Genomic DNA, 20514 nt, shown 5'->3' on the forward strand with positions numbered 1-20514 from the left:
ATGCGATTTCGGCGAGTGGGGTGCATCCGCCGACTGAAATCAGAGACCACTCTTGCGAAGCTGAAGCACGCCTCAAACGCCCTTCAGGACACGATCAAGTGCCGCCCGGCCTACAGGTCCCCAGTGCGGCTTGCCGCCGGGAAGACCCCGATCTCCGTTCTGTCCCATGAGCATCAGGAAGAGACTCTTCATCGCGGCCAGCCCGCGGGCGCGCCGGATCGCCGCCTCGTCCGCATGCGCGTACCTGTCGAAGAACCGTGAGGCCGTGCCCGCGGGTAGCAGCACCCACGCGGCGGCGAGGTCCCACGCCGGATCGCCGGCGAACATGTCACCGAAGTCGACGATGCCCGAGAGCGTTCCGTCCGTGACGACGACGTTCGCGGGATGGAGGTCGCCGTGCACCCACACCGGCTGGCCCTGCCACGCCTGGGCCGCGACCGCGTCGTCCCAGACGGCCCGTACGTCGGCAGCGATGTCGTCGGGGGCGACGGCCTGGAAGAAGTTCTCGAAGCCGTCCGTGCAGTTCCGGGGATGGGCACCGCGGTCCCTGCTGATCGGCGCCTCGGCGGGCGCCTCCACATGGAGCGCCCGGAGGAAGCCCGCCAGCGTGTCGGCCGCGTGGGCGCCGCGGCTGATCGAGCCGTGGTCCAGCGGCTCGCCGGGAACCCACGTCATCACGGTCCAGTGCTTGGGGAAGCGCTCGGACGGTTCGCCGGACCGCACCGGGGTCGGCACCGGGAGCGGAAGGCGCGGAGCCAGCACGGGCAGCCACCGCCGTTCCTTGAGCTGGAGCTCCGGGGTGGGGTCCATGCGCTGCATGCGCACGGCCAGATCGTCTCCGAGACGCCACATTTGGTTGCCCCAGCCGCCCGCCACCTCGCGGATGGCCAGCCCTGCGAGGTCTGGATGCTGCTCCTGCAGCAGGTCCTGAACCAGCTCTGCGGTGATCTCGATCTCGGTGTCGGTCATGCGAAGTCACAGTACTGCGGCAGCTCCAAAACCCTGGCGGACCGAGCGGAGCTTCAGGCAGGCTCTGGCACATGGTCTCGGTATTGCAGAATGTGGCGATCGACTGTGCGGATGCCTATGAACTGGCCCGGTTCTGGAGTGAGGTGCTCGGCAGTCCGCTGCATCCGGAGGACAACCCCGGTGATCCGGAGACTGCGGTGATGCTGCCGGAGGGCCCGCTGCTGTACTTCAACCAGGTGCCGGAACCGAAGACGACCATCAAGAACAGACTTCACCTGTGCCTGCGTCCCAAGACCACGCGCGAGGAAGAGGTCGAGCGTCTACTGAACCTCGGGGCCACCCTCGTCGACGACCGCCGGGAACCCGATGGCCCCGGCTGGGCCGTCCTCGCGGACCCCGAGGGCAATGAATTCTGCGTTCTCCGCAGTGAGTCCGACCGCGCGGCGACAACCACTTGAAGCCCACACACAGCTCAGCCGGAGGCTCCGACACTGCTGACCAACGACAAGGGGGCTGAGTCGTGCTGACCACTGCCCACCCTCCGTAGGTACCTCTGGAAAGCCCAGAGGGCCCGACGGAGGCTCTCGATGTCCCGAACCGTCCGCACAACTCCCAGGCGATTCCGCGTCCAAGGCGTCGCTTCGGAGTCCATGTCCCTGTACGACCTGCGCTACACGCTCGCTGAACTGGCCCAGGCGACCCGCGAAGGCCGTCGCCCTGCCCCTACGAAGACGCTGCACCGGATCACCTCCTGGCAGTGGATGGTGCTCTACTGCAGAAAGGGCTCGTTCTCCACCGAGATCGCTACGGCTGAAGGCCGGGCCCGGCTCCAGGTTCGACTCGAAGCCCAGCGGATCCGCGGACTGCACCACGCCGGCCACGACCTTGACGACGCGGATATCCCTCCGGTCCGCCACCGTCACGACGGGCTCTGGAACGCTTGGTAGAGACGACGCGCCGAGGACTGCCCCCTGGGGCTGCCTGACGCCCCCACTTGCCTGAGCGGTGAAGGCCGAGGTCCGGACCGCCTCGGCTCAGCCCGACGCGTCCATCAGGGCCGTGACATAGGAATCCAGCCGCTCCTCCACAACCCGCGTCGTCAGCTCCACCCTCCCCGCCTCCCGCCACGACCGCGACACCAACCGCACTTCTTCCGAGAACGCCAGCCCGTCCCGCACCCGCCAGTACAGCCGCTCGCTCGCGGTCGCGGCCAACACCCCGCCGGCCTTCTGATACGCCTCAGCGAACCGCAGACCCCACGCCGGGCCGTGCAGCAGCGCGAGATTGGTGGAGCAGTGCGCCACATCGAGATCCGCCGGGCCCCAGGAGGTGGCCGCCCAGTCGACGACGCCGGTGATCCCGGCATCCGCCGGACTTGAGGACAACGCGTCGAACAGCACGTTGCCGGGGTGGAAGTCCCGGTGCAGGAATCGCCCTTCACAGGGCGGCGCGGGCTTGCGGATCACGTCGATCGCAGCGGCCCATGCCGCCGAATCGGCGCCCTTCGGAGTCACGACGGTGTCGGCGGTCGTCAGCGCCACATACTCCCGGGGCCGCCACTCGGCGGGGCGCAACGCGTGGATCGCCACGAGTTGACGGGCCAAGGCGGGGACACGGCTCTCCAGACCCTCATCGTCGAGGACCGTCCGGCCCTCCAGATGTGTCATGAGGAGCGACGGATACTCGCACTGCGCGGCGACCGGATCAACCGCGACCAGCCCTGGAGCCGGCACGCCGGCCCCCGCGAGCAGGGTCAGAGCACCGGCCTCCCTGCTCAGCCGGTCCTCGGCGTGCTCCACGTTGACGAAGGTCCGCAGCACCAGATCACGGGTACCTCCGTCCCGCGTTCCGATGGTCAGCCTCCGCATGTCGGCGGTGATGCCGCCGCGCAGCGCCTCGGCCCTGACGACCCGTTCGCCGACCTCCAGATGCCGGCTCACCCAAGCCAGTGTCAACGGTCGGACAACCGCCGCCTCATCATGGTTGGTCACCGTGCCACCTCAGCCGCGGTCGGAGGCGTTGTCCAGCAGGTGGTCGATGTGGCGCTGGAGGATGGCCAGTGCCGTGGCCGGGGAGTGGTGGCCTGCCAGGACGTGGGTCGTGAGGCCGTCGGCCAGGGCGAGGAGCGTGTGTGCTTCGCGCTCGGGGTCGAGGTGCTGAGCAACCTCCCGGGTGTCCTGGCCGTAGCGGATGAGCCACGCGATGAGGCCGTGGAGCTTGGCATAGGTGTCGCGCAGGACGGCGGCCAGTTCCGCACTGGCGGGGGCATGGGCGACGAAGGCCAGCCAGACCTGGGCCTGTGTCTTCGATTCCTCGTCCAGCAGGGCGAGTTCGGCCAGAGTGTGGGACAGCAGGGTCGATGCGGCCTGGGGGGTGGCGGTAGCGGCGATGCGCTGGTTGGCGCGCTCGCCGACGTGTTGGGAGATGTGCTCCAGCGCGAAGAGCAGCATGTCCTGCTTGGTACGGAAGCACCGCTGGACAGCGCCCATGGACACGCCGGCTTCGGCGGCGACGTCGCGGAGGCTGACGGCCTCCATGCCGGAGCGCGCGATCAGGGTGCAGACCGCCTCGGCGATCCGTCGACGCCGGTCCTCGTAGTCGACCTGCCTGGGCACGGTTCACTCCTTCCCACGTTCTGATGCACTTGCATCGTATCCGGATTCCCTGCACGATGTGATGCGATCGCATCGGAACGATGCGCGGCCAACGGGAGGGAAGGCTCATCATGGACAAGCAGCTCAAGAGGAGGGACAGCGGCTCAGGGCAGGGGCTGCTGTGGCTCTTCGGCGCCATCCTCGCCATCCAGGGCTTCGGCTCCGCCATCACGGAAGCCGGGTGGGATACGAGCTTCGGTGTCTCCGGCCTCCTGCGGGCAGCCCAAATGCCGGAGTGGACAACGCTGTTGGTCGGCGTCGCGGGTCTGGCCCTGCTGGGAACGGCGGCGCGCCGCCACCACGCGAGGCGTGCGCACCGCCAGGCGTGAGAATCCGCAGGACGCCGGCGAGCGCTGGTGACGCGGTGGACCGGACCCCACCCCCACGCCTGTAAAGACCGGACTTTTCCTGATAAGAACTGACTGAAGCACGAAGCAGGACCGGCCAGGAATCACCCTCCGTCACGGATCATCCAGAAGACACTCCAGACGACACTGGGGAGGCAGCCGGTGGGAGACGTCGGGATCGACCGCAGGGCCTTCCTGAGTGGGGTCGGCGGAATCGCAGCCGGTGCGGCTGCCGTATCGCTCACCGCGTGCGACAGCCGCACCGACCGGAGTTCCGCCAAGAGCGACAAGTTGCTCGTGGTACGTGACTTCGGCGGCTCCTACGGCGAGGCGAACCGCAAAGCGATCTACGACCCGTTCACCAAGGAAACGGGCATCCGGATCAACGTGGTGAACTTCTCGAGCGCCCAGATCCTCGCCCAGATCAAGGAAGGCCGTCCGCGCTTCGACGTCATGGACATCGACATGTCCAATCTGGTGCGCTTCGAGCGCGAGGACGCCTCCGAGGAACTGGACTACGGCCGGCTGAAGAACACCAGGAACGCGGGAATCGCCGAGTCCCTGCTCACCCCCAACGGGGTGGGCAAGAGCTACTGGGCCAGCGTCCTGGCCTACGGCGCGGACGCCTTCGGCGGGAGAAAGCCCGCGTCGTGGTCGGACTTCTGGGACCTCGGCGCCTTCCCGGGGAGAAGGGCGCTTCAGGGCACGGTGGACTTGCCGGAACTGGAGTTCGCCCTGCTCGCCGACGGAGTGCCGCTCGACAGGCTCTACCCGCTCGACGTGAACCGTGCTTTCAAGGTCCTCGACGAGATCAAGGGCTCGGTGCGGGCGTTCTGGGAGTACGGCGCCGAACCGGGTGAGCTGCTGGATCGCAAGCGGGTCACGGCCTCCAGCACCTGGGCCGGCCGCGTCCAGAGCCTGATCAAGGGCGGCTCTCCGCTCGCGTACGAGTGGAACGGCGCCCGCAGACAGAGCAACGGCTACGGAATCCCCAAGGGCGCCGCCCATTCCGACGCCGCCTACCGGCTCATCGATTTCGCGCTGCGGCCCGAGGTGCAGGCCCGTATGGCCCGTATATACCTCGAGGGGCCTGTGGTGCCCGCTGCCTACGGATTTCTCACCGAAGCCACCGCCGTGAACCTGGCGAGCACGCCCGGACACCTGCTCTCGGGCTTCGACCTGGACATCCCGTGGTGGCTGGAGAACGAGGACTCCGTGACCAGGCGCTGGCAGGAGTGGGTGCGCAACTGACCGACTGAACCCAGCTATATGGCCGTATATGAACACGCATGGTAAAGAGTCCGTATGGCCAGGCACCTTGGTCGGCTCTCGGCCTTCCGGCCCCACGCGCACAGCGGAGGGCGCTCTCGGCGGGCCTCGCGACGGGTCGAGGAGCCCGAGCCGGAGCCCGGCGGCCTGCCCTCTGGGAGGCGCCGGCGGGTCCTGCCAAGGGTGCGCAGCGTCGCCGGCCAGGTGTTTCTGCTCCAGCTCGTGATCATGGTGCTGTTCGCCGCCGCCGCGGGAGGGGCTCTCGTGGTGCAGGCCCGGGACTCGAACATGCAGGAGGCGCGGCAGTTGTCGATGGGCGTCGCGCAGTCCTTCGCGCGCGCCCCGGGGACGCTGGCCGCCATGAAGTCCGGCAAGCCCACCGGGCTGATGCAGCCGCGCGCGGAGGACACCCGGAGGCACACCGGGGTCGACTACGTGGTCGCGTTCGACCCTCAGGGCTTTCGCTGGACCCACCCCGACCCGAAGCTGATCGGCAAGCACATCTTCGCCCTGCGCGAGGGCGGCGCCGCCGACCGGCCCTTCACCAAGACGTTCGAGGGCAGCCTGGGCCTTGCCGTGGACACGACCGTGCCCGTCTACGACACCGACGGGCCGACCATCGTCGGCTTCGTATCGGTCGGGGTCACCGTCGCCAGCGTGGACGACGTGGTGCAGGACCAGCTGCCGCAGCTGCTGGGGTTCGCGGGCGCGGCACTCGCGGTGGCCGCGGTCGGCACGGCGCTCGTCTCCTGGCGGCTGCGGCGGCAGACCCGCGCCCTGGACCCCTCCGAGATGACCCGGATGTACGAGCACCATGACGCGGTGCTGCACGCGGTGCGGGAAGGCGTACTGATCATCGGCGATGACGGACGGCTGCTGCTCGCCAACGACGAGGCGCGGCGACTGCTGGACCTGCCCGCGGACGCCGAGGAGCGCCGCGTCAGCGAGCTCGGCCTCGCGGCGGACACCACCCTGCTGCTCGGCTCGGCCCGAGTCGTCACCGACGTGGTGCACCTGGCGGGCGACCGGCTGCTGGCGGTCAACATCAGGCCGGTCGATCCCGGCAGCCGCCCCGCGGGCAGCGTCGTCACGCTGCGTGACTCGACAGAGCTGCGTGCGCTGGCGGGCCGGGCGGAGGTGGCCCGGGAGCGGCTGGGGCTGCTGTACGAGGCGGGGATCAGGATCGGCACCACGCTGGACGTGGTGCGCACCGCGCAGGAACTGGCCGAGGTGGCGGTCCCCCGGTTCGCCGACGCCGCGACGGTCGATCTGCTGGATCCGATCCTGCGGGGTGCGGAGTCGGCCGGCCCCGGCCCCGAGATGCGCCGGGTGGCCGTACACGGCGTCGACGGTGCCCGGTCCCTCTACCCGGTGGGGGAACTGATCCGCTTCGTCCCCACCTCGCCCGTGGCCGTCGGCGCCGAGCGCGGCCGTGCGGTCCTGGACGCCGACCTGACCGCGTCCAGTGAGTGGATGAATGCCCAGGACCCGGAACGCGCCCGGCACCTGCTGGACCTCGGCTTCCACTCCCTGATCACCGTGCCGCTGCAGGCCCGCGGTGTGGTGCTGGGCATGGCGAGTTTCTGGCGCTCGGACACGGACCCCTTCGGCGGGGAGGATCTGGCATTCGCCGAAGAACTGGCCGCCCGGGCCGCGGTCGCCGTCGACAACGCCCGCCGCTACACCCGCGAGCACACGCTGGCCGAGACACTCCAGCGGAGCCTGCTGCCCAGCTCCCTGCCCGACCACTCGGCCGTGGAAGTCGCCCACCGCTACCTGCCCGCCCTGGAAGGCGTGGGCGGCGACTGGTTCGACGTGATCCCCCTGCCCGGCGCCCGGGTCGCCCTGGTGGTCGGCGACGTGGTGGGGCACGGCCTGCACGCCGCGGCGACGATGGGCCAGCTGCGCACCGCGGTGCACAATTTCTCCGCCCTGGACCTGCCCCCGGACGAGCTCCTCGGGCATCTGGACGAGCTGGTCGCCCGGATCGACAGCGACGAGAACGCCGAGCGGGACAACGAGAGCGTCTCGGGAGCCACGTGTCTCTACGCGATCTACGACCCGGCGTCCGGGACGTGCGCACTGGCACGGTCCGGGCATCCCGAGCCGGCCCTGGTGCGCCCCGACGGCACGGTGGAGTTCCTGCGGGTGCCCGGTTCACCGCCGCTCGGTCTGGGCGGCGGCCTGCCCTTCGAGACCACCGAACTCGCCCTCCCCGAGGGCTCCCGCCTGGTCCTCTACACGGACGGCCTGATCGAGAACCGGGAACGGGGCCTCGACACCGGCCTCGAGGGACTGCGCCACGCCCTGGCGCGCCCGGACCGGACGCCGGAGGAGACCTGCCGGGACGTCCTCGACGCGGTGCTGCCCGCTCGGTCGAGCGACGACATCGCCCTGCTCGTGGCCCGCACTCGCCTGCTGGACCCCTCCCACGTGGGCGAATGGGATGTGCCCAACGATCCGGCGGTCGTCGCCGGCATCCGGTCCGACGTCACTCGCCGGCTGGAGACCTGGGGGCTGGAGGAGATGGCCTTCACCACCGAGCTGATCATCAGCGAGCTGGTCACCAACGCCATTCGCTACGGCACTGAACCGATCCGGCTACGGCTGGTTCAGGACCGCGACAGCCTGATCTGCGAGGTCGCCGACGGCAGCAGCACCTCGCCACACCTGCGCCGGGCCGCGACCACCGACGAAGGCGGGCGAGGGCTGTTCCTCGTCGCCCAGTTCGCGGAGCGGTGGGGCACCCGCTACACGGCCCGGGGCAAGGTGATCTGGACGGAACAGTCCACCCAGAGCCCGGTGAACGATCCCGACGGGGTGTCGGCCGACGCCCTGCTGGACCAGTGGGAGGACGCGGCCTGGTGAGCCGACGGCACCGGGCCGCATGCCTCAGGGAGTGCGGAACCCGCGGAACGTCACATGCTTCCGGGTCTCGAACCCCAGCCGCTCGTAGAGCGCGATCGCGCCGGTGTTGGCCTCGGCCACGTGCAGGAAGGGACGATCGCCCCGGTCCACGATGCGCGCGACGAGCGCGCGCGTCAGACGGGCGGCATGACCCTGTCCGCGTGCCTCGGGAGCGGTGCAGACGGCGCTGATCTCGGTCCACCCAGGAGGCCGGAGCCGCTCCCCCACCATCGCCACCAACGTGTCGCCGTCGCGGATGCCGAGATAGGTGCCGAGTTCATGAGTACGGGGCCAGAACGGACCCGGCCGGGTCCGCTCGACGAGGTCGAGCATCCCGGGCACGCTCTCAGCGCCCAACTGGACCACATCGGGGTCGAGTTCGGCATGAGAGACATCCGTACGACTCTCACCTGCCCAGATCATCTGGCGACCCTCGAGGACGAAGACCGGCTCCCAGTCCGACGGCGGCGTCGCCGGGCAGCTGAACATGTCGGCGAACTCGCCGCGCCCCAGCAGCTGGGCGAGTTCGTCCCACTCCTGCGAGTCCGCCTCCGCGGAGACCGCGGAAAAGGTCGCGACTCCCGGCAGATAGGTGACGGCCCGGCCGAGTCGGCGAGCCAGATGCCCGTGGTGGCCGCGGAGCGACTCCCCCACCGGGTCGTCGAGTGCGACCACGTCGCGGAGACCTGTCATCGTGCTGAGCCGCTCCTGCCCTTTGTCGAAGCCGGTCGCCCCGTGACGGACACGGTGCCATCGGATGCCGGCGGACCATCGTAGTCAGCCCCGGTCGTCCCGTTGTCGCCCGCGGGCTTGCGCGGTTGTCCGCGTGAGCGGCGGTGGGCACGTGAGGGGGTGGTGAGGACGGCCAGGCACGCGATGACGAGGGCGATGCCCAGCCAGCCCGTGGCGGGGAGCCGCTCGCCGACGACGAGGACGGCCAGGACCGCCGCCACCGCCGGTTCGAGGAGGGACAGGGTGGTGGCGGTGCTGGCGGGCACGTGGGCCAGGCCCCAGCCGAAGAGGACGTAGCCGGCGAACATCGGCACGAGAGCCATGTAGGTGCCGACTGCCGCGTTGGACCAGGAGTTCACGAGCGGTCCGCCGGTGACTGCCAGGACGGGAAGGAGCAGCAGGCCGCCGATCCCGAAGACGGCGCCCATGGCCGCGCGGGAGGGGATCTCGCGGGTGATGAGCCGGTGCGCGGCCCAGGAGTAGAGGGCGTACGTCACTGCGGCGACGAGGCCGAGACCCACGCCGAGCAACGTGTCGGCCACGGAGGCCTGTCCCGTGTCGTCGGCGGCGTGCGCGGCTTCGGCCACGCACAGCAGGACGGTGCCGAGCAGGCCGAGGGCGGCCGCGAACATCCAACGCCCCGTGAGCCGGCGGCCGTCGACGGCGCGTTCGATCAGGGCCGAGGCGAGCGGGGCGGTGCCGATCGATACGACGGTGCCCACGGCGACTCCCGCCAGGTGCATGGAGCTGTAGAACGCCAGGGGATAGACCGCCACCGACGCGGCGCCGAGCAGGACCGTGCCCCGCTGGTCGCGCAGGCCCGCGATGCTGCGGGCGATCTGCCGCGTGGCGACGAGGGCTTGCAGCAGTCCGCCCAGGCCCATGGCGACGGCGCCGATGGCCAGCGGACCCACGTCCGGGGCGAAGGTGGCGGCCGTGCCCGTCGTCCCCCACAGCACGGAGGCGGCCAGCACGCACAGGGCCCCGATTCCCGCGGACCGGCCGCGGTCGACACCCCTCACAGCCGGTCCAGCAGGGCCGCCGCCATCGAGCGGGCATGCTGGACACGCTCACCGTCACCCTCCAGGCCGGCGCGTGCCATCGCGCCCTCCAGCAAGAAGGAGAGGTGCTCGGCCGTCGCGCCGGCCTCGTCGGGCCGGTCGGGCAACAGTTCCTCGACGTGGCCGGCGATCAGACGCTCCACCTCTTCCTTGTGAGCACGGACCACGGCCCGGCCCTCGTCCCCGGCCGGGAGCTCGGCGGCGGCGTTGAGCAGACCACACCCCCGGAAGCCGTGCTCGTACGCGTACGCCGCGTGATCGGCGTACGCGTCGAACACCGCCAGCACGCCCTCACGCGGGCCCTCGACCCGCTCCAGCCGGGCCCGGTACAGACCGAGCCACTCCTCGTGCCGGGCGTCGAGGTAGGCCCGGACCAGGTCGGCCTTGGAGGAGAAGTTGTTGTAGAGGCTCATCTTGGCCACGCCGGCCTCGGCGGTGATGGTGTCGATGCCGGTCGCGACCACGCCGTCGGCGTAGAAGCGACGAGCCGCCGCCTCCAGCAGCCGCTTCCGGGCCGGGCGCTGTCTCCCGCTTCCCGCCGCGCTCACGTGGGTCTCGCTCATCACTGTCCAACTAGGTAGGTAGGTCTACCTAGAGTAGAGGAGTAAACGGGATGAGGGAAGTGGCGCACGCCTTGCTATGGTGCGCCGATGTCATCGATCAAGCAGTTCCAAGTCACCTTCGACTGCGGCGAACCCGCACGCCTCGCCGGGTTCTGGTGCGAGGTGTTGGGGTACGTCGTACCGCCGGTCCCGAAGGGGTTTGCCACGTGGGAGGACTACCACCGCTCGCTGCCGTCTGAGGAAGAGGTCACCTACTTCGCCTGCAGCGATCCCTCGGGGGTGGGCCCGCGACTGCTCTTCCAGCGCGTTCCCGAAGGGAAGATCGTCAAGAACCGGGTGCATCTGTGCGTGCGGGCCGGCACTGGGCTCGTGGGTGAGGAGCGCCTCGCCACCCTGGAGGCCGAGTGCGCACGGCTGGTCTCCCTCGGTGCGGCACACGTGCGAACAATGCTTGCCGATGGCACCAACGAGTCGTGCATCGTGATGCAGGACATCGAGGGCAACGAGTTCTGTCTCGACTGAGCGTCCTCCGCGACGTCGGCCGGGCCGGAGCGGTGGCCGCCTCGGCCGTACCAGCCACCCCAGGAGCCCCGGTCACGGAAACGCCGTGACCGGAGCCCAAGGACCAGCTTCCGCGGAAGGCGCCGACCGCCGCTAGTTTCGGTACCGGAACACGATCCGGCCGCGCGTCAGGTCGTAGGGCGGAAGCTCCACCAGTACCCGGTCCGCCAGCATGATCTTGATGTAGTTCTTGCGGATCTTCCCGCTGATGTGCGCGAGCACCTGATGGCCGTTCTCGAGCTCCACGGTGAACATGGCGCTGCGCAGGCACTCGACGACCTTGCCCTCGACTTCGATGACGTTCTTGTTCTTCGTCATCGCACCAGCTCCAGGTTGCTGCTCATCGGCCGGGCGCCGATGCCCTCGAACAACGCCGAGGCCGCTTGGTTGGGCTCCTGGACTTCGGTCCAGGCCCCGGCGAACCCGGAGCGGTGCAACGTCCCCAGCGCGTGGGCCAGCAGCGCCCGCGCGATGCCCCGGCGCTGCTCGCCGGCCCGGACCGCGACCAGCCCGATGCGCGGCCGGATCGCCGTCACCACCCGGATCAGCCCCAGGTAGCGGTCCGGCGCCGCGGCCACCGCGTACTTCGACGGGTCGACGACGGTGTCGCCTTCGGCGCGGGGAATCACCTCCGCGGGCATCGACTGCCAGCCGACACTCGCCTCGACCTCGTCACGAATCGCACGGTCCACCGCCCGCAACAGATCCTCGTCCGCCTGACCGGCCGGCACGATCGTCACGCCCGAAGGCGGCAGGACCGCTTCGAGCCCGGTGACCCGCGGGTCGGTCGGCACGACGTACTCCCACTCGCGGCGCCGGATCGTGAACCCGGCCCGCCGCCAGCCCGCCGTCAGCCGGCCGTCGGCTTCGTCGACCACCGTGTACAGCGGCGCCGGCAGTTCCGCCAGCATCGCCTCGGCGAGCCGGTCGAAGGTGGCGTCGTGCCAGGCGTCGACGCTGATGAACAGGCGTCCGTCGGGCCGGTGTTGCGCATGCCCGCGACCGACCACCAGGTCGTCATCCAATGCGTGCCATTGCCTGTCCGCGACGCGCGTGATCACCACCGCGTTCCCGCTCAGGCCAGATGCGAAAGGCTTTGTGTCCATCGGAGTCTCCTTCAAGAGTGCCTCGACCTCAGGCGCTCCTGGCGACACCGAACGTCAGCCGCCGGACCGTGACGGGTTGAGGGAGCACCCACGGGTAACTGTGTTCACGGGGCTCACCTCCATACGACGACTTCACGGTCCACCGTGAAATTAACAGCGGGTCGTCGCCTCGCTCAATTCATTTACGGCGATGCCCATGGCGTGGGTCGGCTCACCCCTCGCCCGTATGCAGCCCGGCGTCGCGCGCGAGCAGCGCCGCCTGTACCCGGTTGTCGCACCCGAGCTTGCTGAGGATTCGGCTGACGTACGTCTTCACGGTGGCTTCGCTCATGTGCAGCCGCCTGCCCGTGTCCGCGTTGGACAGGCCCTCGCCGAGGAGGGCGAGCACGTCGCGCTCCCGGGCGGTCAGTCCGTCGAGGCGGCGTCTGGCCTCTTCCGCGCGGGCGGTGGCCATGGGGGAGGCGAGGGCGTCCGCCACGTGCCGGGTGGCCGCCGGTGAGAGATAGGCGTTGCCGGCGGCCGCCGCCCGCACGGCATGGATCAGCTCTTCGGGCGCGGTGTCCTTGAGGAGGAAGCCCGCGCCGCCGTGGCCGAGCGCGCGCAGTACGTTGTCGCGCTCGCCGAACGTGGTGAGGATCAGTACCCGTACCTGCGGCGCGGCGCGGCCCAGCTCGGCCAGGGCCGTCAGCCCGTCCATCACCGGCATCTGGATGTCCAGCAGGGCCACATCGACGGCGGTGCCGCGGGCGTTCTGCACCGCCTCTCGGCCGTCACCGGCCTCTGCGACCACGTCGATGTCGTCGGCCGAGTTGAGGATCATCCTGATGCCGGCCCGGATGAGCGGCTCGTCGTCGGCGACGAGGACCCGGATCACACGGCCTCCTGGGGCGGTGTCGGTCGGAAAGCGGATGGCATGGCCTCGCCATCATGCCTTGATCCGGTCGGGTGCATCGCACAGACGGCGCCACAGCGCGCGCCGGGTCATCTCTCGGACTTGCGGATCAGCTCTCGTCCTTGAAGGTCTGCTTGGCGACCAGCTCTCCGTCGCGGAAGCAGAACCGGAAGATGGTCGAGATGTCGTCGGGGTCGTCGGACCCGAAGTGGCGGCAGGTCGCGTCCTTGGGTATGCGCGGGCCCTTGTCCTCCAGATCCGCCGTCAGAAACGAGTCCTCGTCGGGCAGTTTGGCCTGCACGTCGGCTTCGGGATCGCCGGTCTTCACCGACTCGTACACGCGCACCGGGATCGTGGACTTGTCCAGCTCGTCCATCAGCGTGCTCACTCCCCAGACGCCCAGGGTGATCACGCTCACGACGAGGACGACGGCGGTGACGGCGCAGCCGATGGCCACGTTCTTCTTGCTGCTCATGAGGGCGGCGAACTCCTGCTGGTTGTCGGAACGGTTGACGGCCGTTCCACTGTTGCCCGCCGGTCCCGCCGCCGGCTGTCCCACAAAGTCGTCGTGCGGACCGACGGAGGTCGCATCTTCCGGACGGGCCCCGGGCTCGCCGTGTCCGGCGCCGTAGGGAAGCATCCCCGCGATGCGGAATCCGCCGTCCGCCGTGGGGCCGGTGTGCACCATGCCTCCGATGAGCCGGGCCCGCTCGCGCAGGCCTGCCAGTCCCTGACCGCCGCTGATCGCTGCCGGGGCGTCCGGCGGCCCGGCGGGCGCGGGTCCGTTGGCGACCTCCACCACCAGGCTGTCCGGCTCGTAGCGCAGGGCAAGGGTGATCGGGGCGCCCGGGGCGTGCTTGTGGGCGTTGGTCAGGCCCTCCTGGGCTATGCGGTATGCCGCGTGGTCGGCGGCGGGCGCCAGTGGCCGTGCGGTGCCGGACCGGTGCAGTTCCACGGTTGCGCCCGCAGCCCGGGACGTTGCGACCAGGCCGTCGATGGAGGCCACCGCCCGGGAGAGCGGACGCCCGCCGCCCGTGTCGGTGGCCCCGGCCGGAGAGTGCCTGACACGCTTCCCGGCATGCGCGGTGTGGTCGTCAGGCCCGTTCCGCTGGTCGTCCCGGTCCTCGTGGAGGATACCGACGGCCTCGCGCAGCTCCCCCATCGCGGCAACGGAGGCGTCACGCAGGATCCGGACCCCGTCCCGCTGGCGATCGGTCAGGTCCGGATCAACCTGCAGGGCGCCCGCGTGTACGGAGATCAGGGCGAGTTGGTGGCCGAGGCTGTCGTGCATGTCCTGGGCTATGCGACCGCGCTCCAGCAGACGCGCCTGCCGTGCCACCATCGCCTGCTCGCGCATGAGCTGGGCGTTGTTCCGCTGTAGTGCGTCCAGCAGCGAGCGGCGTTGCGCACGGTAGCGGGACACGAGCCCCGGCACGATCGCCAGGGTCAGAAAAGCTGCGGCGCTCAGCGCGCCCGTGATGGGCAGCGACAGACCGGAGCCGCTCATCTCGTGGTGGGCGGACGCCACGGTATGGAGGACGAGCGCGGCAGCGAAGGCGGCGACCACGCGCCAGGGCTTCATGATGCGGCTTCCCGCCGACCAGCTCGCATAGACCAGCAGCGGCACCGCGGACGGCAACACCGCTGCCGTGCAGGCGGAGACGACCAGCACCGTCGCCGGCAGCGCGCGCCTGGTCAGCGACAGCACGGCGATGCCGGCTACGACGGCGAAGGTTCGTACGCCGAACCCGGCCCTCACTGCTTCGAACAGCCCCGCGGACCCAGCGAGGGCGACGGTGAGCACGATCTCCCCGGCGATCCTTCTGCGGCTCCAAGGGGACGCGGCGGCAAGCCGGGCACGGAGCGTCCGTACGACGCGGGCGGTGTGTGCTTCGTCCAGTTCCACAGGCCGACGATATTCAGCGCGCAGGTGCACCGCATCATCCCCGCGTCGTGACGGCGAACGACGAAAGTCGACAACCACAGGCGCGGCAAACGCTGTTGGGCGTGCCCGGGCCGTCGCCATTGGTCGCTGCGCGCCACGACTTCCGGGGACTGCTCCGAGCCGCCCGTCGCGGTGACGATGGTTCAGCAGAGCAGAAGCGGTGCGGGCAGTGCACAACTGGGCCGCGCAAGAGACGAGAAGGCGGGAGCCGTCACGTGGACGACGCACAGCTACAGGCGCACGATCGGTTCAACGTCCTGCAGAAGATGACCGTCATGGCCAACCAGTACGTGGTGACCGTGGCCCGTCCCGACGGCTCGCAGGGCGAGGTCGTCGCCTTCGCACAGCAGAAACGGATGGCGCTCAAGGAACAGGTGACCCTCTACACCGACGAGTCCAAGGACCGCGTCCTGTGCACCTTCGAGGCCGACCAAGTCCTCGACATCGGCGCCGTCTACACCGTGCGGGACGAGGAGGGGAACCCCATCGGCTCGTTTCGCGAAAGGCCTGTCGCCTCATTGCTGCGCTCGACGTGGATCCTGGAGCAGCCAGGCACGCTGGAGCTCACCGGGCGCGAGCGCAACCTGTCGGTGGCCCTGCTGCGCCGAGTCTGGGAGTTTCTTCCGTTCACCGATTTCGTGCCGTTCGTATGGCCGTACCACTTCGATTTCACCGTGGGCGACAAGCGGTTGATGGCGTTCGACAAGAAGTTCGGGCTGCGCGACCGGTACGTGCTCGACATCGCGGCCCCCGACCTCGACCGCCGCCTCGCCATCGCACAGGCCGTTGCGCTGGACGCCCTGCAGTCACGATGACAGGGCCGACGCCGCAAGGACAGTGAAGACAGCGAGCCATTGAGCGGAATCGGAGACGAAGGCTGCATGGAAGCGATCAAGGAGCCCGACTGGAACGTCATCGGAATCCTGGGGGCCGCCCGCGGCGCCCGGGGGTCCGCCGAGGGCCCCATGGGTACCGGGCATCTACTGGCCGGCATCACCACGGCCAAGGGGCCAGCGCGCAAGGCGCTCGACGATGAAGGAGCGACCAGGACCGCGCTGATGGCGGTACTGCGGGACAGAATGGACCGGGACGGTGCGTGGAGCGCTGCCGACGACGCCGAGGCAAGCGTTGCCGCGCAGGACGTGCTGGGGGACGACGGCGGCCGGGACCACGTCACCGGCGCCGCCGTCAGGGCGCTGACCGCGGCGATGGGGCAGGCACAGCGGGAGGGCGCGGCGAAGTTCACCGCCGTTCATCTGCTGCGGGCGTTGCTGGAGGAGGACAACCGGGCGGTGGAACTGCTGGGCGCGTGCCGCGTCTCACCGCAGGCCGTACGCGCCCGGCTCGACGGCGGAACCGGAGGCCGGCAGGACGGCCTCGCCCCCTTGCTGCACTCCACTCGCGATGTTCTTCTCGGCCGGAGCCACTATCGGCACACGCCCTTCTGGCAGCGATGGGTTCTCAGGTTCTTCGGGATCAACTGGGCTTCGAGGCCTGCCTGGTGGGTCAGCGTGGAGACCTACGACCAGGCACGCCGTCTCGGCCATGGCGCGGTGGGCACCGAGCATGTCCTGCTGGCGGTTCTGGCCACGCACGAGGTCGCGCTCCAGTACCCGCATCTGGCGAAGGAGAGCAGCCCCACTCCCGGCACCCGGTACGCGGGCGGTGAGCGGCTGGCCCTCCTGGGCATCGACTACGCCGCGGTGCACAGTGCCCTGACCGATGACCGCGTCCGCTTGACGGCCGACGCCCGGCCCGTGGAGAAGTACCTCGATGAGGCCGCACGCCCGCGCCCGGTGCGGTCGGCCGACTCCGCGAGCGCGTCGGCAGACGACCCGGGCACCGGCCCCCTGGTCGAGACCCTCCTGAGGGAGGAAACACGCGCCCGGCAGCTGGTCGACGCACTGACCACCGCTCCCGGCGCCTGACCGTGCCGTCACCAGAAGATCGCGATCGCCTCCAGCGTCACCTCTCGGGTGTCCTCGCGCCAGCCGGTCATCTTGCCGAGGCAACGGGCCGTGAAAGTGCCGGCCGGTATCGAGCGGCGCGCGTTTCCGGAGGCTACGACGCGCATGTACACCGGGGGCCGCTCGGCGCCGTACTCGGCCCGCAGGACGAATCCCTCCGCGACATCGGGCACGCCGGTGAAGACACCTTTGACCGAGACGAATTCGCCGATGCGGCTCAGGGTCACCGCACGGCCCTCGGCCAGGTTGTCGGCGAGGTTGCGGTTCGGGACGACGGTCAGTGTGGTCAGGTCGGCGTGGACGATGGCGTCGGCCCGGTCGAAGGCCTCCATGACCACGCCGATCACGTTGATCGGTTTGTCCTTGCGCACGAACTTGCGGAACGTCTCCTGGCTGACGTCCCGCTTCAGCCGGAAGCGGAACAGCCACGTCAGCACCCGGCTCCAGAGGCCGACACTCGTGTCGACCTTCGTCCGCAGCTCGACGGCCTCCTCCAGCGCGGACCGGTAGTTGCCGATCTCGTACAGGTCCATCACCGCCTGCTCGTCCAGGTACAGGCAGATGCTGTACGCCGACTGCCAGCGCCGCAGGTGCCTGCGCCGCTCCCGGGAATGGCGCACCAGGACCACCGCGAGCACCACCGCGCCGGCGGCCGTCACCAGCCAGACCGTCATCCACGGCCACCAAAGGCTCCACCACAGTGCGTCAGTGACAGCCACGGATCTCCTTGAACGCCTCGGAAAGGGACGAGCCGGCGGCATCCACCATCCGTCCGCCCGTCCGCCCCGCCGCGCGCCGCAGTTCGCCTGGGTCGGCCTCGCCGAAGTGGACGGGGTAGGTGTGGACGGCGGTGCGCACGGCGGTGGGCAGCGCCTTGTGACGGCGGACGAACTCCGCGTAGGACAGGCCCGCGTTGTTCTCGCCGTCCGTCATCAGGACGAGGGAGACGGAGCGGTCCGGGTCGGCGGCCAGTTCGCGGGCGGCGGTGCGGTACCCGCGGTCGAGGGCGGACCATACGGCGGTGGCATCGCCGTAGCCGCCCCTGGCGACGGTGTCGGCGAGGGCCGTCAGGTCTTTCGGGCCGGTGACGGTGACGGTCTTCTCCTCCAGCACCCGGCCGCCGAACCGGAGGACGGTCAGCCGCTCGCCCCGGTAGAAGCGGGTGAACTTGCCGGAGGCGGAGGCGTCTGCTCCGCTGAGTCCGTCGAAGGCCTCGCGCAGGGCGGACATCCGGGCACCGCGCATCGAGCCGGAGAAGTCGAGCAGGAAGACCACCTGGCTTGTGGTGCGGCGGTCGGGGTCACCGTAGTCCGCCAACAGGGCTTCGACGACGGCGGGTTGGTCGGGGTAGAAGAGCGCGTTGCCGACCTGTTCGCGCAGTCGCGCGTCCCGGGTGACCGTCGTGTTCACGGGGCGGCGCAGGGTGTGCCGCATGATCTGCCGCTGTACCGAGTCGCGCCGCAGCCACTGCGTGACCTTGTCGTACGCGGTGCGGTGGGTCTGGTCGAGCAGGAGCAGCGGGAAGTCCGCGAGGACCATGCCGTCTTCGGGGCGGACGACCTCCAGGCGGTCGTCGAGGCGGTCGGTGGCGTTGAGGGCGAGCAGCTCGGACTCGTATGTGATGAGGGCGTTGGTCTCGTCCTGGTGGTCGGCGTAGGAGTCGACGAGGGCGGGACCGGTGTCGGCGGTGAGGGTCTGGCCGGAGCGGAAGCCGCGCAGCCGGTCGCAGGAGACGTCCTCGGGGCGCAGGGCGGCTCCGGTGCCGGCCGCGGCGGTGGCGACGCCGACGAGGGCGGCGAGCCCGCTGCCGGCGTGGCGGGGGTCGGCCATGCCGAAGCGGAGGGTGCCGGTGGCGGCGGCGTCCGCGATGTCCGCCCAGGTGAGCCGGCCGCCGGGCACCTGGGCGCGAAGCTTCCGTGCCACGTCCCGCTTCAGTCCGATGACGACGGGGGACGTCATGGTGGGGGTGCGCTGCACCCCGCGGGTCGCGCTCCTGTCGGTGAGACGCAGATAGCGGTCGGAGGACAGCCACGCGAGGTCGTACCTGTCGCGGTCCGGGGTCTTCGTCTCGGCGTCGGCCCGGTGGTCCAGGCGCAGATCGACGCCGGTCTCGTCCTTCAGATCGCCCAGCAGCGGCGCCAGTACGGCGAGATCGGGACTGGCGAGCACGCGCAGTCGGACTGTTTCGCCGCCGTCGTCGCCCGAGCAGGCGGTGAGCAAGGTGGCCACGAGCGCCAGGCAGAGCGCCAGCCGGCCCGCGCTGCGCCTCACCGGCTGCCCGTCCGGTCCGGGCAGTCGCCGACGATCTCGATCATCTTCTCCAGTAAGGGCAGGCTGGGCAGGACCGCCCGGGTGTCGTCGGAGGAGGTGGTGGGCACCGGGATCTGCCGGTCGGTGAGGAACCGGGTGAGCTCGTCGCTGGTCGCGCCGCTGGTTGTGTTGCGGGCCCGAAAGCCCAACTCCATGGCTCGGCGCTGGAGTTCGCGGTTCTCGCTGACCAGTTCACCGAGCCTGGCGCCGTCGCCGGTCAGCGCGACGAGCTGGGGTTCGGTGACGAAGCGGGTGGACGGGTAGAGCAGGACGCGCTCGTCGTCGGTCGCGCCCTTCTCGGCTGCGTACTCGATCTGATGGGCGAGGAACTGGTGCTCGTAGATCACTGAGACAGGGGCGATACTCTGCCCGTCCGGGGACAGATACGTCTCAGCCCGCTCGGAGGACGGCAATCCCTGTTCGACGAGGAGCGGCTTGATCTTCCGGGCGAGCCGTTCGGCCTCGGCCTCGCTGTCCGGTGCGTCGTTCCCGTGCTCGACGAAGGCCACGAGCCCGAGATAGGTACCGCCGGAGTTGGACTCGCAGATGTCCGAGGTCTGGGCAAGGATCTTGTTGCCGTTGCGGACGTGGTCGTCGCGGTCGATCTCGTCCCAGCGGTAGCCGTCCTCGGGATCGCGCTGGACGCCCTTCCTCTTGCCGCGCGCGAGATCGAGGAACTGCCGCATATCGAGGGTGTAGTACATCGGCCGGCCGCCCGAGCCCGGCAGGCGCTTCGCGACGCCTTCCGCCGTGAGCACCTCGGCGTAGTCCCGGTAGGTGGCCAGCACGATGGGGCTGACGAACGGACGGTACAGCAGCACCGGACGGTTCGCCCGGGCGCGCTCCCGGCTGATCAGGTCGGAGGCCGGCTGGCCGGAGGGGAAGACGACGTCGTATCCCTCGTAGTCCTGCTTGGCTATCTCACGCGAGCCCATGTTGGTGACGTGCACGCGGAAGCCGTGCTTCATCAGCAGCCGCTCGACCACGGGGTCCTGGAAGAAGTCCCTCTTCGAGGCCATCTTGGCCTCGATGGTGACCACCTGCCGCAACGGCAGCAGCAGGTTCCCGGAGGCCACGAGCAGGACCAGCCCGACGACCGGGACGGGCAGCGCCGACGCCAGCACTCTGCTCAGGCGTCGGCGCGGAGGTCTGGTGACGGTCAACCGCGGCTCTTCGGCATCCGGTCTGTTCGCGGGTCTGTTCGCGGGCACCTGCGTCTCCCCCCGTGACA

21 protein-coding genes are annotated in these 20514 nt (G+C 70.0%); 8 read left to right on the forward strand and 13 right to left on the reverse strand.

Features of this window, described 5'->3' with window-relative positions:
• Positions 1-72 precede the first annotated feature (72 nt).
• Positions 73-969 carry an aminoglycoside phosphotransferase family protein gene (locus ACZ6I3_RS27500; RefSeq protein WP_469418197.1) on the reverse strand — a complete coding sequence of 299 codons (897 nt, stop codon included), beginning with the start codon at positions 967-969 and terminating at the stop codon, positions 73-75.
• Between the two features lie 71 nt (positions 970-1040).
• Between ACZ6I3_RS27500 and ACZ6I3_RS27505 the strand changes: the two genes are divergently transcribed.
• The gene (locus ACZ6I3_RS27505; RefSeq protein WP_469418199.1) at positions 1041-1427 is read left to right on the forward strand and encodes a VOC family protein; all 387 of its coding nucleotides are present in this window, start codon (positions 1041-1043) and stop codon (positions 1425-1427) included.
• Positions 1428-1556: 129 nt separating this feature from the next.
• Positions 1557-1916 (forward strand): hypothetical protein, encoded by a 360-nt coding sequence (locus ACZ6I3_RS27510; protein WP_469418200.1) that lies wholly within the window; start codon positions 1557-1559, stop codon positions 1914-1916.
• Between the two features lie 87 nt (positions 1917-2003).
• Here the strand turns inward: ACZ6I3_RS27510 and ACZ6I3_RS27515 are convergent, their stop codons facing one another.
• Entirely contained in the window at positions 2004-2960 is a 957-nt protein-coding gene (locus tag ACZ6I3_RS27515; protein ID WP_469418202.1) for a phosphotransferase family protein, read from the reverse strand.
• 9 nt (positions 2961-2969) lie between these two features.
• Entirely contained in the window at positions 2970-3584 is a 615-nt protein-coding gene (locus ACZ6I3_RS27520; RefSeq protein ID WP_469418203.1) for a TetR/AcrR family transcriptional regulator, read from the reverse strand.
• A 110-nt stretch (positions 3585-3694) separates the two neighbouring features.
• On the opposite strand from ACZ6I3_RS27520, the gene ACZ6I3_RS27525 reads away from it, so the two are divergent.
• From ACZ6I3_RS27525 to ACZ6I3_RS27535, 3 genes are all read left to right on the forward strand, one after another.
• A complete protein-coding gene (locus ACZ6I3_RS27525) occupies positions 3695-3952 on the forward strand; it encodes a hypothetical protein (protein WP_469418204.1) in 258 nt (85 codons plus the stop codon).
• A 180-nt stretch (positions 3953-4132) separates the two neighbouring features.
• On the forward strand, positions 4133-5221 hold the full coding sequence (locus ACZ6I3_RS27530) for an ABC transporter substrate-binding protein (RefSeq protein ID WP_469418206.1): 1089 nt from the start codon (positions 4133-4135) through the stop codon (positions 5219-5221).
• Positions 5222-5467: 246 nt separating this feature from the next.
• Positions 5468-8107 carry a SpoIIE family protein phosphatase gene (locus ACZ6I3_RS27535; RefSeq protein WP_469418256.1) on the forward strand — a complete coding sequence of 880 codons (2640 nt, stop codon included), beginning with the start codon at positions 5468-5470 and terminating at the stop codon, positions 8105-8107.
• A gap of 24 nt (positions 8108-8131) precedes the next feature.
• Here the strand turns inward: ACZ6I3_RS27535 and ACZ6I3_RS27540 are convergent, their stop codons facing one another.
• Genes ACZ6I3_RS27540 through ACZ6I3_RS27550 form a run of 3 tightly spaced genes read right to left on the reverse strand, consistent with a single transcriptional unit; the run spans position 8132 to position 10502 of the window.
• Positions 8132-8839, reverse strand: a complete 708-nt coding sequence (locus ACZ6I3_RS27540; RefSeq protein WP_469418207.1) for a GNAT family N-acetyltransferase — start codon at positions 8837-8839, stop codon at positions 8132-8134.
• Complete coding sequence (locus tag ACZ6I3_RS27545) at positions 8836-9852, reverse strand: DMT family transporter (protein WP_469418257.1); 1017 nt, start codon at positions 9850-9852, stop codon at positions 8836-8838. Before ACZ6I3_RS27545 ends, ACZ6I3_RS27540 begins: the two co-directional genes overlap by 4 nt.
• 44 nt (positions 9853-9896) lie before the next feature.
• Complete coding sequence (locus ACZ6I3_RS27550; protein WP_469418209.1) at positions 9897-10502, reverse strand: TetR/AcrR family transcriptional regulator; 606 nt, start codon at positions 10500-10502, stop codon at positions 9897-9899.
• An 87-nt stretch (positions 10503-10589) separates the two neighbouring features.
• Between ACZ6I3_RS27550 and ACZ6I3_RS27555 the strand changes: the two genes are divergently transcribed.
• Positions 10590-11024, forward strand: coding sequence for a VOC family protein (locus tag ACZ6I3_RS27555; protein ID WP_469418210.1), 435 nt, complete (start codon positions 10590-10592; stop codon positions 11022-11024).
• Positions 11025-11156: 132 nt separating this feature from the next.
• Here ACZ6I3_RS27555 and infA read toward each other — a convergent pair whose 3' ends face one another.
• The 4 genes from infA to ACZ6I3_RS27575 form a co-directional block, all read right to left on the reverse strand.
• Positions 11157-11381, reverse strand: coding sequence for a translation initiation factor IF-1 (gene infA, locus ACZ6I3_RS27560; RefSeq protein WP_467912458.1), 225 nt, complete (start codon positions 11379-11381; stop codon positions 11157-11159).
• Complete coding sequence (locus ACZ6I3_RS27565) at positions 11378-12169, reverse strand: GNAT family N-acetyltransferase (RefSeq protein ID WP_469418212.1); 792 nt, start codon at positions 12167-12169, stop codon at positions 11378-11380. Before ACZ6I3_RS27565 ends, infA begins: the two co-directional genes overlap by 4 nt.
• Before the next feature lie 211 nt (positions 12170-12380).
• The gene (locus ACZ6I3_RS27570; protein WP_469418214.1) at positions 12381-13043 is read right to left on the reverse strand and encodes a response regulator; all 663 of its coding nucleotides are present in this window, start codon (positions 13041-13043) and stop codon (positions 12381-12383) included.
• 127 nt (positions 13044-13170) lie between these two features.
• Positions 13171-14967 carry a sensor histidine kinase gene (locus tag ACZ6I3_RS27575; protein WP_469418215.1) on the reverse strand — a complete coding sequence of 599 codons (1797 nt, stop codon included), beginning with the start codon at positions 14965-14967 and terminating at the stop codon, positions 13171-13173.
• A 254-nt stretch (positions 14968-15221) separates the two neighbouring features.
• Between ACZ6I3_RS27575 and ACZ6I3_RS27580 the strand changes: the two genes are divergently transcribed.
• Together ACZ6I3_RS27580 and ACZ6I3_RS27585 are read left to right on the forward strand one after the other, a co-directional pair.
• The gene (locus ACZ6I3_RS27580) at positions 15222-15821 is read left to right on the forward strand and encodes an LURP-one-related family protein (RefSeq protein WP_469418216.1); all 600 of its coding nucleotides are present in this window, start codon (positions 15222-15224) and stop codon (positions 15819-15821) included.
• A 66-nt stretch (positions 15822-15887) separates the two neighbouring features.
• On the forward strand, positions 15888-16934 hold the full coding sequence (locus ACZ6I3_RS27585) for a Clp protease N-terminal domain-containing protein (protein ID WP_469418217.1): 1047 nt from the start codon (positions 15888-15890) through the stop codon (positions 16932-16934).
• Positions 16935-16942: 8 nt separating this feature from the next.
• Here the strand turns inward: ACZ6I3_RS27585 and ACZ6I3_RS27590 are convergent, their stop codons facing one another.
• From ACZ6I3_RS27590 to ACZ6I3_RS27600, 3 genes are read right to left on the reverse strand one after another with little or no spacing between them, the layout of a single operon-like run.
• Entirely contained in the window at positions 16943-17692 is a 750-nt protein-coding gene (locus ACZ6I3_RS27590; RefSeq protein WP_469418219.1) for a hypothetical protein, read from the reverse strand.
• Positions 17679-19244, reverse strand: a complete 1566-nt coding sequence (locus ACZ6I3_RS27595; protein WP_469418221.1) for a vWA domain-containing protein — start codon at positions 19242-19244, stop codon at positions 17679-17681. Before ACZ6I3_RS27595 ends, ACZ6I3_RS27590 begins: the two co-directional genes overlap by 14 nt.
• Positions 19241-20446: a hypothetical protein gene (locus tag ACZ6I3_RS27600; RefSeq protein WP_469418222.1), complete on the reverse strand. Its 1206-nt coding sequence runs from the start codon at positions 20444-20446 to the stop codon at positions 19241-19243. The genes ACZ6I3_RS27595 and ACZ6I3_RS27600 overlap by 4 nt, the downstream gene beginning before the upstream one ends.
• Positions 20447-20514 lie beyond the last annotated feature (68 nt).

It is taken from the genome of Streptomyces sp. NPDC041940 (assembly GCF_055589465.1).